The organism is Cupriavidus sp. CP313, assembly GCF_054072015.1.
The window spans coordinates 374,009-390,507 of the sequence record NZ_JBSVZB010000005.1; the positions used below are offsets into that span (position 1 = coordinate 374,009).

The 16,499-nt window shown below is 68.2% G+C and carries 11 protein-coding genes; 10 read left to right on the top strand and 1 reads right to left on the bottom strand.

The window, feature by feature from the left end:
- Nucleotides 1–22: 22 nt before the first annotated feature.
- A complete protein-coding gene (gene apbC, locus ACW4E8_RS10370; RefSeq protein WP_456804409.1) occupies nucleotides 23–1,111 on the bottom strand; it encodes an iron-sulfur cluster carrier protein ApbC in 1,089 nt (362 codons plus the stop codon).
- 338 nt (nucleotides 1,112–1,449) lie between these two features.
- On the opposite strand from apbC, the gene ACW4E8_RS10375 reads away from it, so the two are divergent.
- The 10 genes from ACW4E8_RS10375 to ACW4E8_RS10420 all read left to right on the top strand — a co-directional run bounded on the left by ACW4E8_RS10375 (nucleotide 1,450) and on the right by ACW4E8_RS10420 (nucleotide 16,398).
- Nucleotides 1,450–2,088, top strand: coding sequence for an OmpA family protein (locus ACW4E8_RS10375; protein WP_456804410.1), 639 nt, complete (start codon nucleotides 1,450–1,452; stop codon nucleotides 2,086–2,088).
- A gap of 289 nt (nucleotides 2,089–2,377) precedes the next feature.
- Nucleotides 2,378–4,438, top strand: a complete 2,061-nt coding sequence (metG, locus tag ACW4E8_RS10380) for a methionine--tRNA ligase (protein WP_456804411.1) — start codon at nucleotides 2,378–2,380, stop codon at nucleotides 4,436–4,438.
- A gap of 355 nt (nucleotides 4,439–4,793) precedes the next feature.
- Nucleotides 4,794–8,135 (top strand): carboxyl transferase domain-containing protein, encoded by a 3,342-nt coding sequence (locus ACW4E8_RS10385; protein ID WP_456804412.1) that lies wholly within the window; start codon nucleotides 4,794–4,796, stop codon nucleotides 8,133–8,135.
- Between the two features lie 46 nt (nucleotides 8,136–8,181).
- Entirely contained in the window at nucleotides 8,182–9,915 is a 1,734-nt protein-coding gene (locus ACW4E8_RS10390; protein WP_456804413.1) for an AMP-binding protein, read from the top strand.
- A gap of 121 nt (nucleotides 9,916–10,036) precedes the next feature.
- Complete coding sequence (locus ACW4E8_RS10395; RefSeq protein WP_456804414.1) at nucleotides 10,037–10,828, top strand: IclR family transcriptional regulator; 792 nt, start codon at nucleotides 10,037–10,039, stop codon at nucleotides 10,826–10,828.
- Nucleotides 10,829–10,887: 59 nt separating this feature from the next.
- Entirely contained in the window at nucleotides 10,888–12,489 is a 1,602-nt protein-coding gene (locus ACW4E8_RS10400) for an ABC transporter substrate-binding protein (RefSeq protein WP_456804415.1), read from the top strand.
- 70 nt (nucleotides 12,490–12,559) lie between these two features.
- Nucleotides 12,560–13,471 carry an ABC transporter permease gene (locus ACW4E8_RS10405; protein ID WP_456804416.1) on the top strand — a complete coding sequence of 304 codons (912 nt, stop codon included), beginning with the start codon at nucleotides 12,560–12,562 and terminating at the stop codon, nucleotides 13,469–13,471.
- Complete coding sequence (locus ACW4E8_RS10410; protein WP_456804417.1) at nucleotides 13,464–14,327, top strand: ABC transporter permease; 864 nt, start codon at nucleotides 13,464–13,466, stop codon at nucleotides 14,325–14,327. The genes ACW4E8_RS10405 and ACW4E8_RS10410 overlap by 8 nt, the downstream gene beginning before the upstream one ends.
- A 35-nt stretch (nucleotides 14,328–14,362) precedes the next feature.
- Nucleotides 14,363–15,409: an ABC transporter ATP-binding protein gene (locus ACW4E8_RS10415; RefSeq protein ID WP_456804418.1), complete on the top strand. Its 1,047-nt coding sequence runs from the start codon at nucleotides 14,363–14,365 to the stop codon at nucleotides 15,407–15,409.
- A gap of 23 nt (nucleotides 15,410–15,432) precedes the next feature.
- The gene (locus ACW4E8_RS10420) at nucleotides 15,433–16,398 is read left to right on the top strand and encodes an ABC transporter ATP-binding protein (RefSeq protein WP_456804419.1); all 966 of its coding nucleotides are present in this window, start codon (nucleotides 15,433–15,435) and stop codon (nucleotides 16,396–16,398) included.
- The last annotated feature ends 101 nt before the right edge of the window (nucleotides 16,399–16,499 follow it).

The window sequence follows — 16,499 nt, forward strand, 5'->3', positions numbered from 1 at the left end:
CTGCGCGCGGCGCGCCGCGCCCTCAGGTGTTTTGCACCACGATACTCGGAAACTTGCTGGTCATGTCGCGCGCCTTGTCGGCGACCTTGATCGCCACCTTGCGCGCGATGGCGCGGTACATCTCGGCCACCGGGCTGTCGGGCTCGGCCACCACGGTCGGGCGGCCGGAGTCGGCCTGCTCGCGGATCTGCAGGGTCAGCGGCAGGCTGCCCAGCAGGTCCACGCCGTAGTCGGCGCACATCTTCTCGCCGCCGCCGTGGCCGAAGATATGCTCGACATGGCCGCAGTTCGGGCAGCAGTAGACCGCCATGTTCTCGACGATGCCCAGGATGGGAATGCCCACCTTCTCGAACATCTTCAGGCCCTTCTTGGCATCCAGCAGCGCGATGTCCTGTGGCGTGGTGACAATCACCGCGCCGGTGACCGGCACCTTCTGCGACAGCGTCAGCTGAACGTCGCCGGTGCCCGGCGGCATGTCGACGATCAGGTAGTCCAGGTCGTGCCAGTTGGTCTGGCGCAGCAGCTGCTCCAGCGCCGAGGTCACCATCGGGCCGCGCCATACCATCGGGTTGTCCTGCTCGATCAGGAAGCCGATCGAGTTGGCCTGCAGGCCGTGGCCTTCCAGCGGCTCCATGGTCTGGCCGTCGGCGGATTCCGGGCGGCCGTCGATGCCCAGCATCATCGGCAGGCTCGGGCCATAGATGTCTGCGTCGAGCATGCCGACGCGCGCGCCTTCTGCCGCCAGCGCCAGCGCCAGGTTCACGGCCGTGGTGGACTTGCCCACCCCGCCCTTGCCCGACGCCACCGCGATCACGTTCTTCACGCCCGGCAGCAGCTTGACCCCGCGCTGCACCGCGTGCGCGACGATCTTCATGGTCACGGCCACGCTGACATTGCTCACGCCCGGCACTTGCCGCACTGCAGCAACGACCAGCTTGCGGATCGGATCAAACTGGCTCTTCGCGGGGTAGCCGAGTTCGACTTCCAGCGAGACATCGCCGCCGTCGACGCGGATATTCCTGGCCGAGCGGGTGGACACCAGGTCCTTGCCCGTATTGGGGTCGATGACGGTGCGCAGGGCTTCGGTGACCTGCTCAGTGCTGACGCTCAAGACAAACTCCGCTTCGATGATTGGGGGACTGGCGCATGATGGCCTACGCCTAATGTATCAAAGTATGCAGCACCGGCCATGAAGGCCGGAAATCCGCGCGCAATACCCTGCATGGGGTGTGGGATTACAGACATTTACAAATCTCACAAGCTTGCACTTGTGCGCGCGCCGCCATATCCATATTGTAGTGCGGTTGGACGGCCCGGCACGTCGGCACCGCAGGCGGTGCCAGGACCGGCCGGGCCCGACGCGTACAAAGGGTTACCTGCCGCTAGCCTTGGCGTTACCATCGCGATGCGGTACCAAGAACATTTACGGGAACATCAGAAGGAGAAAGCATGAAGATCAAGCTCGTTACCGTCTCGCTCGCCGCTGCCACGCTGCTGGCCGCAGGTTGCGCCACTGAACAGCAGACCCATACGGCAGTCGGCACCGGCGTGGGCGCCGCGGTCGGCGCCGGGCTTGGCAACCTGATCGGCGGCAATACCACCGGCACGCTGGTGGGCGCGGCAGTGGGCGGTGCCATCGGCGGCGCAACCGGCTACAACTGGAACGCCATCCGCGGCAAGCTGAACAAGGACACCGCGGGCACGGGCACCCAGATCACCGAGCAGCCGGATGGCACGCTGAAGGTCAACATCCCCAGCCAGGTGACTTTCGATACCGACAGCGCCACCATCAAGCCGTCGTTCCGCTCGGTGCTCGACCAGGTCGCGCAGACCCTGGGCCAGCACCAGGACGTGAGCGCCAACGTGGTGGGCCATACCGACAGCACCGGCAACCCCAACTACAACATGCAGCTGTCGCAGCGCCGCGCCCAGAGCGTGGCCGGCTACCTGGGTGATCGCGGCGTCGCACGCAACCGCCTGACCGCCGAAGGGCGCGGGCAATCCCAGCCGGTTGCGGACAACGGAAATGAGACCGGACGGGCACAAAATCGCCGCGTCGAAATTTTTTTGAAACCAATTCAAGGATGACCCTGTCATAGAAATAGGTGCCGCTTGCCACCGTTGCTGGCTCGCGATGGGTGGCTGACCTCCCGGGCGGTACCTGATTTCTCCTCCTTTTCCGTTGTGGAAAGCTGCGCCGGCTCTGACCGGCGCTTTTTTTTGGCCGAACGGATCCGTGAGTTCCGCCATTCCGCCATGCGGAACCGGCGCGCAGGCGCTGGCCAGTTGCTAAAATAGCCCCTTCCCGGCACGCGCCCTCCCCTCCTGGCTGGCGCCGTCCCCCTGATATTTCCCCGCTCCTGACCGGCTCCTGTTTATGACCGCACGTCGCATCCTCGTCACATCCGCCCTGCCTTATGCCAACGGCCAGATCCATATCGGCCACCTGGTGGAATACATCCAGACCGATATCTGGGTGCGTTTCCAGCGCATGATGGGCAACGAGGTCTACTACGTCGGCGCCGACGACACCCACGGCACGCCGGTCATGCTGCGCGCCGAGAAGGAAGGCATCACGCCTAAAGAGCTGATCGACCGCGTCTGGACCGAGCACAAGCGCGACTTCGACAGTTTCCTGGTGTCGTTCGACAACTACTACAGCACCGACGCGGAAGAAAACCGCGAGCTCTGCGAGAAGATCTACCTGGCCCTGAAGGCCGAGGACCTGATCGCCGAGCGCGAGGTCGAGCAGTTCTTCGATCCGGTCAAGAACATGTTCCTGCCGGACCGCTTCATCAAGGGCGAGTGCCCCAAGTGCGGCGCCAAGGACCAGTACGGCGACTCCTGCGAGGTCTGCGGCACCACCTACGTGCCGACCGACCTGAAGAACCCGTACTCGGTCGTGTCCGGCGCCACGCCGGTGCGCAAGTCGTCGGCCCATTACTTCTTCAAGCTGTCCGATCCGCGCTGCGAGACCTTCCTGCGCGAATGGGTGGCCGACCTGGCCCAGCCCGAAGCCGCCAACAAGATGCAGGAATGGCTGGGCGCCGAGGGCGAGGACTCGACCCTGTCCGACTGGGACATCTCGCGCGATGCGCCCTACTTCGGCTTCGAGATCCCCGGCGCACCCGGCAAGTATTTCTACGTGTGGCTGGACGCCCCGATCGGCTACTACGCCAGCTTCCAGAACCTGGCTGCGAAGAAGGGCATCGACTTCGACGCCTGGGTCGGCCCGCATTCCACCGCCGAGCAGTACCACTTCATCGGCAAGGACATCCTGTACTTCCACACGCTGTTCTGGCCGGCGATGCTGCGCTTCTCGGGCTACCGCACCCCGACCAATGTGTTCGCCCACGGCTTCCTGACCGTGGACGGCGCCAAGATGAGCAAGTCGCGCGGCACCTTTATCACCGCGCAGAGCTATATCGACACCGGCATGAACCCGGAATGGCTGCGCTACTACTTCGCCGCCAAGCTCAACGCGAGCATGGAAGACCTCGACCTGAACCTCGATGACTTCATCGCGCGCGTGAACAGCGACCTGATCGGCAAGTACGTCAATATCGCCAGCCGCGCCGCGGGCTTCCTGGTCAAGCGCTTCGAAGGCAAGGTCGACGAGGCCGCGCTGGCCCACCCGCTGCTCGAGCAGCTGCGCCAGGCCGCCCCGCAGGTCGCCCACTTCTATGAAGGCCGCGAGTACAGCAAGGCGTTGCGCCTGGTGATGGAGCTGACCGACGCCGTCAACGCCTTCGTCGACACCGAGAAGCCGTGGGAGCTGGCCAAGGACGAAAACAAGCGCGCGGCGCTGCATGCGGCGTGCTCGGTCTCGCTGGAAGCCTTCCGCCTGCTGACGGTGTACCTGAAGCCGGTGGTGCCGAACATGGCCGCGGGCGTGGAGCGCTTCCTGAACGTCGAGCCGCTGGACTGGCGCGCCATCGACAAGCAGCTGTCGGCTGCCAGCCCGGTGCAGGCCTATCAGCACCTGATGACGCGCGTCGATGCCAAGCAAGTCGATGCGCTGCTGGCTGCCAACCGCGAATCGCTGCAGGCGACCGCGGCGCCGGCCGCCGCGGGCTCGGCGATCGAGCCGATCGCCGACACCATCACCATCGACGACTTCGCCAAGGTTGACCTGCGCGTCGCGAAGATTGTCGAATGCCAGAAGGTGGAAGGTTCGAACAAGCTGCTGCAGCTGACGCTGGACCTGGGCGATGGCCGCACCCGCAACGTGTTCTCCGGCATCCAGTCGGCCTACACGCCGGAGCAGCTGGTAGGCAAGCTGACCGTGGTGGTGGCCAACCTGGCCCCGCGCAAGATGAAGTTCGGCGTCTCCGAAGGCATGGTGCTGGCAGCCTCGGCGGCGGATGAGAAGGCCGCGCCGGGCCTGTATATCCTGGAACCGCACAGCGGCGCGGTGCCGGGCATGCGCATCGGCTGAAGCAAAGCACGCCTCACCGTTCCCCTCTCCCGCTGGCGGGAGAGGGCGGCAAACCCGCGGTAACGCCATGTTCCGCGCGTCCCATCGGTAGCGATCCACGGCCAGCCAGGCCTCTGGATCGACCCGCTACACCGCCCGAGATTCTGCAATGCAGAACAGAACGGGCAGCACTTCCCCCTCCCCCTCGCTCCCGCGCTATGCAGCGCGGCATGTCGTACATGGTTCCGGCGCATCGCGCTTGTGACCCCTGGACGAGCCGCGTAGATTCCACCTCGCAGAATCACAAACCACAAAAACAGAAGCCGGCCACGCAACGCTGCTTGCGCGAAGCCGCTTCGCACGGAAGGGGACATTTGTGAAGAAGCTCCTGATCGCCAATCGTGGCGAGATCGCGCTGCGCGTGCAGCGCGCCGCACGAGACCTTGGCATCGCCACCGTGGCCGTCTATGCCACCGACGACGATGCCAGCCGGCACCGCCTGCTGGCCGACGAAGCCGTCGCGCTGCAGGGCCAGGGGGCCGCCGCCTATCTCGACATTCCCGCCATCATCGCCGCAGCGCGCGCCACCGGCTGCGACGCCATCCACCCTGGCTATGGCTTTCTCAGCGAGCGCGCCGACTTTGCCAGCGCCTGTGCCGCTGCCGGGATCGTCTTTGTCGGCCCCGAGCCCGAGCAGCTGGCCCTGTTCGGCGACAAGGGCCGCGCGCTGGCGCTGGCCGCACGCTGCGGCATACCGGTGATGCCCGCCACCGCGGGCGGCGCCACGCTCGATGCCGTGACCGCCTTCTTCGACGAGCAGGACGGCGCCGGCGTGGTGCTCAAGGCGGTGGGCGGCGGCGGCGGGCGCGGCATGCGCGTGGTGCGCGAGCGCGACGCCCTGCCCGAAGCCTATGCGCGCTGCCGCTCCGAAGCGCGCTCGGCTTTCGGCATCGATGCCATCTACGCCGAGCGGCTGGTGGCCCGCGCGCGCCATATTGAAGTGCAGATCGCCGGCGACGGCCACCACGTGATCGCACTGGGCGAGCGTGACTGCACGCTGCAGCGCCGTTTCCAGAAAGTGGTCGAGATCGCGCCCAGCCCGGCGCTGGATCCGGCGCTGCGCCAGCGCATTGTCGATGCCGCCTGCACGCTCGCGCGCGAAGCGCGCTACCGCAGCCTGGGCACATTTGAATTCCTGGTCGAAGAACCGGAGGATGGCGAGAACCGCGCACGCCGCGATGGTGCGGCCCTGCCCTTTGTCTTTATCGAAGCCAACCCGCGCCTGCAGGTCGAACACACTGTCACCGAGCAGGTCACCGGCGTGGACCTGGTGGCCGTGCAGCTGGGGCTGGCCGAAGGGCGGCGCCTGGCGGAACTGGGGCTGGACCCGCAGCACCCGCCGCGCGTGCGCGGCTATGCCATCCAGGTGCGCGTGAATGCCGAGGCCACCGATGCGCAAGGGCTGGCACGGCCGGCACAGGGGCGACTGGAGCGCTTCGATCCGCCCACCGGGCCGGACGTGCGCGTCGACACCCACGGCTATACCGGCTATGCACCGTCCGCGCATTACGACACGCTGCTGGCCAAGCTGATCGTCACCTCCGCCAGCGACAACTTCGCTGACGCCGTGCGGCGCCTGCAGCGCGCGCTGGGGGAATTCAATATCGGCGGCATCGCCACCAACCTCGACCTGCTGCGGGCGCTGGCCGAGCGCGAGGACTTTGCCAGCCAGCACGTGCATACGCGCTATGTCGAAGCCGCGCTGCCTGGACTGCTGGAACGCGCCGCGCAGATTGCAGCGCATGACGCCGCGCGGCAGGCCCTGGCGGGCAGCGCCCACAAGGTGGCGGCGCCGGCCAGCACGGCCAGCTTCGAGGAACTGCTGGGCGAGGGCCTGTGCGCGGTGCGCGCGCCGATGAACGGACGCGTAATCGAACTGGCGCGCGAGAACGACCTGGTCAAGGCCGGCCAGACCGTCGCCGTGCTCGATGCGATGAAGATGGAGCACGCCATCGTGGCCGAGCACGCGGGCCGCGTGATCGACCTGCGCACCGCCTCCGGCGAGCAGGTGGCCGAAGACCAGGTCATGCTGGTGCTGGAGCCGGCCGACGCCGGCGCCCATGCCGACGGCGAAGCCGAGCACGCCGACCCGGCCGCGATCCGCGCCGACCTGCAGCGCGTGCTCGACCGCCATGCCTTCCTGTACGACGCGGCCCGCCCCGAGGCGGTGGCACGCCGCCATGCGCGCGGCCAGCGCACCGCGCGCGAGAACGTCGACGACCTGTGCGATGCCGGCAGCTTCCGCGAATACGGCGGCCTGGCGCTGGCGGCACAGGCCAGCCGGCGCAGCGAGGCCGACCTGATCGCCAACACCCCTGCCGACGGCCTGATCACCGGCACCGGCGCCGTCAACGGCAGCCTGTTTGCCCCGGAGCGCGCGCGCTGCGCGGTGCTGGCCTACGACGCCACCGTGCTGGCCGGCACCCAGGGCAAGCGCAACCATATCAAGACCGACCGCATCCTGGAGGTGGCCCTGCAGAACCGCCTGCCCACGGTGATCTTTGCCGAAGGCGGCGGTGGCCGCCCGGGCGACATCGACTTCCCCACCGTGGCCGGCCTGTACCAGCCTTCGTTCGCCGCGTTCGCTGAGTTGAGCGGTGAAGTGCCGGTGGTGGGCATTGCCTCCGGGCGCTGCTTTGCCGGCAATGCCGCGCTGCTGGGCTGTTGCGACCTGATCATCGCCACGCGCAACGCCAATATCGGCATGGCCGGCCCGGCCATGATCGAAGGCGGCGGCCTGGGCGTGTTCCGCCCCGAGGATATCGGCCCGGCCACGGTGCAGCACCACAACGGCGTGGTTGACCTGCTGGTCGACGATGAGGCCGACGCCGTGGCCGCGGCCAGGCATTACCTGTCGATGTTCCAGGGCCGCGTCGACGACTGGCAGGCGCCTGACGCGCTGGCGCTGCGCCAGGTGGTGCCAGAGAACCGCCTGCGCGTCTACGACACGCGCGCCGCCATCGCCGGCCTGGCCGACGCGGGCAGCGTGCTGGAACTGCGCGCCGGCTTCGGCACCGGCATCCACACCGCGCTGGCGCGCATCGAAGGCCGGCCCGTGGGCATTCTCGCCAACAACCCGCGCCACCTCGGCGGCGCCATCGATGCCGATGCCGCCGACAAGGCCGCGCGCTTCATGCAGGTGTGCAATGCGCACGGGCTGCCGATCGTATCGCTGATCGACACCCCGGGCTTCATGGTGGGCCCGGAGGTCGAGGCCCGCGCCCAGGTGCGCCATGTGTCGCGCATGTTCGTCACCGGCGCCAAGCTGCGCGTGCCGTTCCTGGCGGTGGTGCTGCGCAAGGGCTATGGCCTGGGCGCGATGGCAATGGCCGCGGGCGGCTTCCGCGCGCCGACCTTCACGGTCTCGTGGCCCACCGGCGAATTCGGCGGCATGGGCCTGGAGGGCGCGGTGCGGCTGGGCTTCCGCAAGGAGCTGGAAGCCCTGCCGGCCGGCCCGCAGCGCGATGCGCTGTACCAGCAGCTGGTGGCGCAGATGTACGAGCGCGGCCATGCCATCAACGCCGCTGCGGCGCTGGAGCTGGACGCCGTGATCGACCCCGCCGCCACCCGCCAGTGGGTGGTCAGCGGGCTCGAGGCCGGTGCCGCCAATCCCCAGCGTCCCCAGCGTCCGGTACGCAGCTTCGTCGACGCCTGGTAGGCACGGCGGCAGACAGAACCAGAGCGAAAGCAAGAGGAGACAGCAGATGAACGAACAGGCGTTCTTCGAGGACCTGGAAGCCCGGCATCGCAAGATCTGGCCCGCCGGCCTGCCCGATGCACCGGTCTACCCCCACGGCGAGGCCCCGCTGGGCGACTACCTGCGCGCGTGGGCGCGCAAGCGCCCGGACCACGCCGCGCTGGTCTGGTACGGCACCACGGTGACCTACGCCGAGCTGGACGACCTGTCCGAGCGCTGCGCCGCGCTGCTCAAGGGCCGCGGCGTGGGCGCAGGCGACCGGGTGGCGGTGATGATGGGCAACTGCCCGCAGTTCCACGTGGTCTTCTACGGCATCCTGAAGCTGGGCGCGGTGTATGTGCCGGTCAACCCGCTCTTCAAGGAGCAGGAGCTGGTCTATGAGCTGAACGATGCCGGCGCCACCACCATCATCGTGCAGGACCAGCTTGCGCCGCTGCTGATGTCGGTGCGTGCGCAGACACGGCTGCATACCGTCTACACCACCAGTGCCGGCGCAATGCTGCCGGCGCAGCCTACCCTGCCGCTGCCAGCGGGCCTCAACGCGCCCCCACTGGCAGTGGCAGGCACCATCGACCTGCTGCAGGCGCTGCGTGACACCGAGCCGGTCGCATTGCCCCCGGTCGACATGGACGCGCTGGCCGCACTGAACTACACCGGCGGCACCACCGGCCTGCCCAAGGGCTGCATGCACACGCAGCGCGACATGGTCTACACCGCGGCGGCTTCCTACGCGCTCACCGGCGGTGTCGATGCGGAACGGCTGGCAGAAGGCTCCGGCGACGTGATGCTGAACTTCCTGCCGATGTTCTGGATCGCGGGCGAGAACCTCGGGCTGATCTATCCGATCTTCAGCGGCGCGACGGTGGTGCTGCTGGCGCGCTGGGACCCGGTGGCGGTGATGGCCGCGATCGAGCGCTATCGCGTCAACCGCACCTTCGTGGTGGTGGACAACGCGGTCGAGCTGATGAACCACCCCGAATGCGGCCGCTACGACCTGCGTTCGCTGCAGCACACGCGCGCGGCCTCGTTCATCCGCAAGATCACCCCGGACATCCGCCAGCGCTGGCACGCGCTGACCGGCAGCATCATTGCCGAAGGCGCCTGGGGCATGACCGAAACCCATACCAGCGACACCTTCACCACCGGCATGCAGGACGACGACATGGACCTGCGCGGCCGCCCGGTCTTTGTCGGCCTGCCGGTGCCGGGCACGCGCATCAAGATCTGCGACTTCGACACCGGCGCGGTGCTGCCGGTCGGCGAGGAAGGCGAGATCGTGGTCAGCACGCCGTCGCTGTTCAAGGGCTACTGGGGCCGCCCCGACGTGGATGCCGAGGTGTTCCGCGACGGCTGGTTCCGCACCGGCGATATCGGCGCCTATGACGAGGCGGGCTACCTGCATTTCCTGGGGCGGCGCAAGGAGATGCTGAAGGTGCGCGGCATGAGCGTGTTCCCGTCGGAACTGGAGGTGTTGCTGTCGCGCCACCCGGCGGTGCTGGGCTCGGCCGTGGTGGGCCGCCCCGACCCGGACAAGGGCCAGGTGCCGGTGGCCTTTATCCGCCTGCGCCCCGAGCACGCCGACGGCATCACTGCCGACACGCTGCATGCATGGTGCCGCGAGCAGATGGCGGTCTACAAGGTGCCCGAGATCCGCATCTTGCCCGAGTTCCCCCTGACCGCCACCGGCAAGGTGCGCAAGGTCGAGCTGCAGGCCTTGCTGGACACCGAAGCCGGCGGCTGAGCCGAACCGCTGTCAGGTAGTACTGCAGTACCGGACGAGGACGCCGCGCGCGCGTCCCGCACGCCTGCGCGTCGAACAAGCGCGGCTGGCGTGCAGCGGCACAACGAGGGAGCCAACGGTTATGCAGGACCGATCCACCGGCAATGCCTTCAAAGAGGACCGCCACTTCGTCACCGCGCTGGCGCGCGGGCTGGAAGTGCTGGCCTGCTTCCGCACCAGCGACCGCGTGCTGGGCAACCAGGAAATCGCCCGGCGCTGCGGGCTGCCCAAGTCGACCGTGTCGCGCCTGACCTCCACCCTGACGCGGCTGGGCTACCTGGCGCAGGCCGAAGGCAGCCACAAGTACAGCCTGGGCACCGCCTGCCTGCGGCTGGGCAGCGCCATGCTGTCGCGGCTGGACATCCGCAAGGTGGCGCGCCCGCTGATGCAGGAGCTGGCGGACTTTTCCGGCGGCACGGTGTCGCTGGGCACGCGCGACCGGTTCTCGATGATCTATGTCGAGCACTGCCGCAGCTGCGCCGCAATTGCGCTGACGCTCGATACCGGCTCGCGCATTCCGGTGGCCACCTCGGCCATCGGCCGCGCCTGGCTGGCGGTGGTGCCGGACCAGGAGCGGCAAGCCTTCATGGAACAGGTGCGCGACGTCGACGACATGGCGTGGCCGCGCCTGCGCCAGGGCATCGAACAGGGCCTGGCGGACCACCTCACCCTGGGCGTGACCTGCTCGATGGGCGAGTGGCAGCCGGACGTCAACGGCATCGCGCGCGGCTTCGAACCCGGCCATGGCAAGGCGCCCATGGCGATCAACGTGGGCGGGCCGTCGTTCCGCCTGTCCCGGTCATTCCTGCTCGACGAGGTGCGCCCGCGCCTGCTGGAGGTGGTACGCCAGCTGGAAAGCAGCTTTCCGCGCTGAGCGCATCCGTTATTCACACCAACAGCGCCGCCACGAGACGGCGCAACAGGAGGAGCACCATGCAAGTGAAGTTGACCGACGCCGCCCGGCGCCGCCTGCTGGCCGGCATGCTGGCCGCCGCCACCATGCCGATGGCCCATGCGGCCCCGCCCACGCCGGCCACCGGCAGCCTTACCGTCGCCTTCGGCGCGGAGTCGACCACGCTCGATCCGGTCAAGATCTCGGCCGGCGTCGACCACTACTTTGTCGGCCAGATCTTCGAGATGCTGGTGCGCCGCAATGCCGCGCTCAAGGACGAGAACTGGCTGGCGGAGAACTGGAAGCTGGAAACCGGCAAGGACGGCAAGCCCGTGCTCGAGGTGCAGTTGCGCAAGGGTGTGCGCTTCCACAACGGCGACCCGCTGACGTCCGAGGACCTCGAGTTCTCCTGGCAACGCCAGCGCGATCCCAAGAGCAGCTTCTTCTCGCACTATGTCTCGTCGGTCGAGCGTTTCGAGATCGTGGATGCGCACCGCTTCAAGCTGCATTTCAAGGAGCCGGATGCGCAGTTCATCGTCGGCAACATGCAGCTGTGGGCCATGCCCAAGAAGTACATCCAGAAGGTCGGCGAAGAAGAGTTTGCCCGGAAGCCGGTCGGCACCGGGCCGTGGAAGTTTGTCTCGCGCACGGTCAAGGACGACCTGAAGCTGGAAGCCTTTGACGGCTACTGGAACAAGGAGAAGCGCCCTGGCATCAAGGACCTGACCATCAAGGTGATCCCGGAGGACCTGACCCGGGTGGCGGCCTTCAAGACCGGCAAGGTCGATTTCATCGACAACGTGCCGCCTTCGATGGTCGAAGAGTTCAGGAAGATGCCGGGGGTGAAGACCGTCACGCTGGTGAGCGGCAACAACCTCTTCCTCAATTTCAACACGCAGATGCCGAAGTCGCCGTTCAACGATGTGCGCGTGCGGCAGGCGGCCGCGCACGCCATCGATGTCGACGCCATCATCAAGCGCGTGCTGTTCGGCCAGGGCGAGCGCTATGCGCAGGTGGGCAAGGAGTCGAATGGCTACGACCCCGAGCTCAAGCCCTACGCCTTCGACCAGAAGCGTGCGCGCGAGCTGCTCAGGCAGGCCGGCTACCCCAATGGCTTCGAGACCCCCTGCTACAACCTCACCACGCCGCGCGAACCGGGCGTGAAGGAAGTGGGCGAAGCCATGTACGCCTACCTGAGTTCCGTGGGCATCCGCTGCCAGGTGCGCAACCTGGAATACGGCGCCTGGATCAGCCTGGGCAAGCGCGGCCGCTCAGGCCCGCCGGAGATGGATGGCGTGCTGAGCTGGATGTGGTCGCAGGGCCTGCCCGGCGACCCGGGCCTGGCCTGGTCCGGCCACGTGCACAGCTACCAGGGCGGCGGCGGCTGGGGCACCTATTCCTACACCAACGACCCCGAGGTCGACGCGCTGCTGGAGAAGCAGCGCCAGACCATGGACCCCGCGGCGCGCACCGCGCTGCTGCGCCAGATCGCGCGGCTCAAGCAGGAGCGCGTGCTGGGCGGCCTGCCGACCTACCGGCCGCTGGTGACCTTTGCCTGGCGCGACGACAAGATCAACTACGTGCCCTGGCCCATCCGCGACTACTGGCGCTCCTTCCAGGAAGTCAGCTGGAAGCAGCGCTGATCCGCCGCCGCGCCCGGCCCTGCGCGCCGGACGCGGCATCCCCGCTGACGAATCTCCGACGGAGCCTGTCATGCCTATTGCAAAACGCCTGCTGCACGGCCTGATCAGCATCCTTGGCGCGAGCGTGATCATCTTCCTGATCTCGCGCCTGTCCGGCGACCCGCTTGCCCTGTTGCTGCCGGCCGACGCGCCGCCGCAGGTGATCGAGGAAACGCGACGCCACCTGGGCCTGGACCAGCCCCTGGTGGCGCAGTACCTGGTCTTCCTCGGCCATGCCGTCACCGGCGACTTCGGCAACTCCTACCGCTGGCAGGAACCGGCACTGGGGCTGATCCTGGAGCGGCTGCCGGCCACGGTGGAACTGGCGCTGGCCGCGCTGGGCTTCTCGATTGCGATGGCGGTGCCGTTCGGCGTGCTGTCGGCGGTCTACCGCGGCTCCTGGTTCGACCGCTTTGCCAAGGTGTTCGCCATGCTTGGCCAGGCCATGCCCAACTTCTGGGTCGGGCTGCTGCTGATCCTGTTCTTCGCGGTGCAGCTGAACTGGCTGCCGGCATTCGGGCGCGATTCGTGGAACAGCCTGGTGCTGCCCGCGATTGCGCTGGGCTGGTATCCGGTGGCGGCGCAGACCCGCGTGGTGCGCTCGGCCATGCTGGATGTGCTGGACAGCGACTACATCCGCATGGGCCGCGCCATGGGCCTGCCCGAGGGCGTGCTGATCTGGAAATACGCGCTGCGCAACGCGGCCATTCCGCTGGTGACCATCCTCGGCGTGTACTTCGCGGCGATGCTGGGCGGCGCCTTCGTGGTCGAAGTCATCTTCGCCTGGCCAGGTGTCGGCCGCACCGTGGTCGAGGCCGTGTTCGCGCGCGATTTTCCCGTGGTGCAGGCGGGCGTGATGCTCACCTCCGTGCTGTTTGTGCTGTCCAACCTGCTGGTCGACCTGAGCTACGGCCTGATCGACCCGAGGATCCGCCATGCCTGAGATCGCCGTTCCTCCTGCCAGCGCCCCGGCGGCGCCGGCCCGCAAGCGCCAGCGGCGCAATCTGCGTGAGCTGAGTGGCCTGCCCTGGTTTGCGCTGGCAATCTTCCCGGTGCTGCTGGTCTGCGCCGTCGGCGGCGAGGCGCTGCTGCCGCACGACCCCAACGGCCTCGACCTCGGCCTGGCCTTCCAGCCGCCGGCCTGGCTGGCGGGCGGCAGCTGGGCCTATCCGCTGGGCACCGACAACATGGGGCGCGACCTGCTCTCGCGCATCATGGCCGGCACGCGCATCTCGCTGGTGGTCGCGCTGTACGCGATCCTGATCTCGGGCGGCATCGGCACCGCCGCCGGCATGCTGGCCGGCTACTTCGGCGGGCGCCTGGACGCGCTCATCATGCGGCTGGTCGATATCCAGATGTCGATTCCCGCGCTGGCGCTGGCACTGGTGCTGGCCGCGGTGCTGGGCCCGGGCTTCAATACCGTGGTGCTGGTGATCGTGGTGACCTACTGGACCTGGTACGCGCGCATCGTGCGCGGCGAGGTGATGTCGCTCAAGCAGCGCGACTACGTGGCGCTGGCGCGCGTGGCCGGCTGCGGCACGCTTACCATCTTCCGCCGCCACCTGCTGCCGAACCTGCTCAACACCCTGCTGGTGCTGGCCACGCTGCAAGTGGGCCAGGTGATCATCTTCGAGGCCTCGCTGAGCTTTCTCGGCCTGGGCATCCAGCAACCCGATGTGTCGTGGGGGCTGATGCTGGCCGATGCGCGCAACTACATCACCAACGCGTGGTGGGCCATCACCATGCCCGGACTGGCCATCATGGCCACCTGCCTGGCGTCCAACCTGCTGGGCGACTAGCTGCGCGACCACTTCGACCCGAAAAGGAGGCAGCTATGACCGGCCCCGACCCGCACGTGACGCAACGCCCGTCGCCAACGCCCGCCGCCGGGGGCTCCCCCCGTGGCGCGCCCATGCTGTCGGTGCAGGGCCTGACCACGCACCTCGAACTGCGCCGCGGCACGGTGCGCGCCGTGGACGGGGTCGACCTGCACGTGCATGAGGGCGAGACCCTGGGCGTGGTGGGCGAATCCGGTTCCGGCAAGTCCATGACCATCCTGTCGATCCTGCGCCTGCTGCCGCGCCAGGGCGGCGTGCACCTGGGCGGCAAGGTGCTGCTCGATGGCGTGGACCTGCTGCAGCTGCCCGAAAAGACCATGAGCACGCAGTACCGCGGCCGCAAGATCGCCATGATCTCGCAGGATCCGCTGACCTCGCTGAACCCGGTCTTCACGGTGGGCGACCAGGTCGGCGCGCCGCTGCGCTACCACGGCCGCGCCGACAGCCGCGAGTCGCGCCGCCGCCAGGTGGTGCAGGTGCTGGACAGCGTGCGCATCCCCTCGCCCGAGACGCGGTTGGACGACTATCCGCACCAGTTCAGCGGCGGCATGCGCCAGCGCGTGGTAACCGGCATGGCCATTGCCAGCGCGCCGCGCCTGCTGGTGGCGGACGAACCCACTTCGGCACTGGACGTGACCATCCAGGTGCAGATCATGGCGCTGTTCCGCAAGATCCAGGCGCAGACCGGTGTCGGCATCATCCTGATCACGCACGACCTGGGCGTGGCGGCCAGCATCTGCCAGCGGGTGGCGGTGATGTACGCCGGGCGCATTGTCGAGACCGGCGATGTGCGCACGCTGTACCAGCGCCCCGCCCATCCCTACACGCAGGCCCTGCTCCAGGCCATTCCCCACTTCGGCGAAAAACGCGAGCGGCTCTACGCCATCCAGGGCAGCCCGCCCAGCCTGATCGACCCGCCGCACGGCTGCCGTTTCGCGGCGCGCTGCCCGCACCGCAAGCCGCTGTGCGATGACGCCTATCCCCCCGAGATCGAACTTGAATCCGGCCACAAGGTCAGCTGCTGGCTGGCTTCGGCCGGCTGAGCCAGGACAACCCAGGAGGCGCCATGCTGCTCGAAGTCGAAAACCTGAAGAAGCATTTCCCCGCGCGCGGCGGCGGCACGGTGCGCGCCGTCGACGGCGTCAGCTTTGCCGTCGATGCCGGCCAGACCTATGCGCTGGTGGGCGAGTCCGGCTGCGGCAAGACCACCATCGCCAGGCAGCTGCTGCTGCTTGAGCGCCCCAGCGCCGGCACCATCCGCTTCGACGGCCAGGACGTGCTGGCGCTGGACCGCAAGGGTGTGCTGGCCTACCGGCGCCAGGTGCAGGCGGTGTTCCAGGATCCGTCCTCGTCGCTCAATCCGCGCCTGAAAGTGGGCATGCTGCTGGCCGAGCCGCTGCTTGCGCACGGCCAGGGCGGCGACCGCGCCGCGCTGCGCCGGCGGCTGCTGGAGCTGCTGGAGATCGTCGGCCTGCCGCCCGGCGCGCTCGACCTGTATCCGCACGAGTTCAGCGGCGGCCAGCGCCAGCGCATTGCCGTGGCGCGCGCGCTGGCGCTGCAGCCGCGGCTGATCGTGCTGGACGAGCCCACCTCGGCGCTGGATGTCTCGATCCGGGCGCAGATCGTCAACCTGTTGTCGGATATCCAGCGCAGCTTCGGCCTGGCCTATGTGGTGATCGCCCATGACCTGGCACTGGTGGAGCACTTCAGCTCGGCCGTGGGCGTGATGTACCTGGGCAATATGGCCGAAAGCGGGCCCAGCGCCGCGGTGTTCAGCGCCCCGCGCCACCCCTACACGCAGGCACTGCTGGGCTCGGCGCCGCGGCCCGACCCCGACCACCAGCCGACCGAGGGGCTGATCCTGGGCGATATCGGCTCGGCGCTGAACCCGCCAGCGGGCTGCAAGTTCCATCCGCGTTGCCCGCGGGCGGTGCCGGCCTGCGCCACCGAGATCCCCCGCATGCTGCGGCTGGACCCGGCCGCCGGCTCAGCCGCGCCGGCGCACGTGGCCGCCTGCCACCTGCTTCACTAAGAACCCGTTTCAGAATGAAAAAGGGGCGCGAAGGCTGCTGCCGGGCCGCAGGGCTAGGCGTGGCCGACGCCGCGTGGTCATTCCACGCAAGGAGGCCACAA

What these genes read in the sequence shown, in the direction of transcription:
- ACW4E8_RS10375 (WP_456804410.1), top strand. Translation starts at nt 1,450, where the DNA reads ATGAAGATCAAGCTCGTTACCGTCTCGCTCGCCGCTGCCACGCTGCTG.
- metG (WP_456804411.1), top strand. Translation starts at nt 2,378, where the DNA reads ATGACCGCACGTCGCATCCTCGTCACATCCGCCCTGCCTTATGCCAAC.
- ACW4E8_RS10390 (WP_456804413.1), top strand. Translation starts at nt 8,182, where the DNA reads ATGAACGAACAGGCGTTCTTCGAGGACCTGGAAGCCCGGCATCGCAAG.
- ACW4E8_RS10395 (WP_456804414.1), top strand. Translation starts at nt 10,037, where the DNA reads ATGCAGGACCGATCCACCGGCAATGCCTTCAAAGAGGACCGCCACTTC.
- ACW4E8_RS10400 (WP_456804415.1), top strand. Translation starts at nt 10,888, where the DNA reads ATGCAAGTGAAGTTGACCGACGCCGCCCGGCGCCGCCTGCTGGCCGGC.
- ACW4E8_RS10405 (WP_456804416.1), top strand. Translation starts at nt 12,560, where the DNA reads ATGCCTATTGCAAAACGCCTGCTGCACGGCCTGATCAGCATCCTTGGC.
- ACW4E8_RS10410 (WP_456804417.1), top strand. Translation starts at nt 13,464, where the DNA reads ATGCCTGAGATCGCCGTTCCTCCTGCCAGCGCCCCGGCGGCGCCGGCC.
- ACW4E8_RS10415 (WP_456804418.1), top strand. Translation starts at nt 14,363, where the DNA reads ATGACCGGCCCCGACCCGCACGTGACGCAACGCCCGTCGCCAACGCCC.
- ACW4E8_RS10420 (WP_456804419.1), top strand. Translation starts at nt 15,433, where the DNA reads ATGCTGCTCGAAGTCGAAAACCTGAAGAAGCATTTCCCCGCGCGCGGC.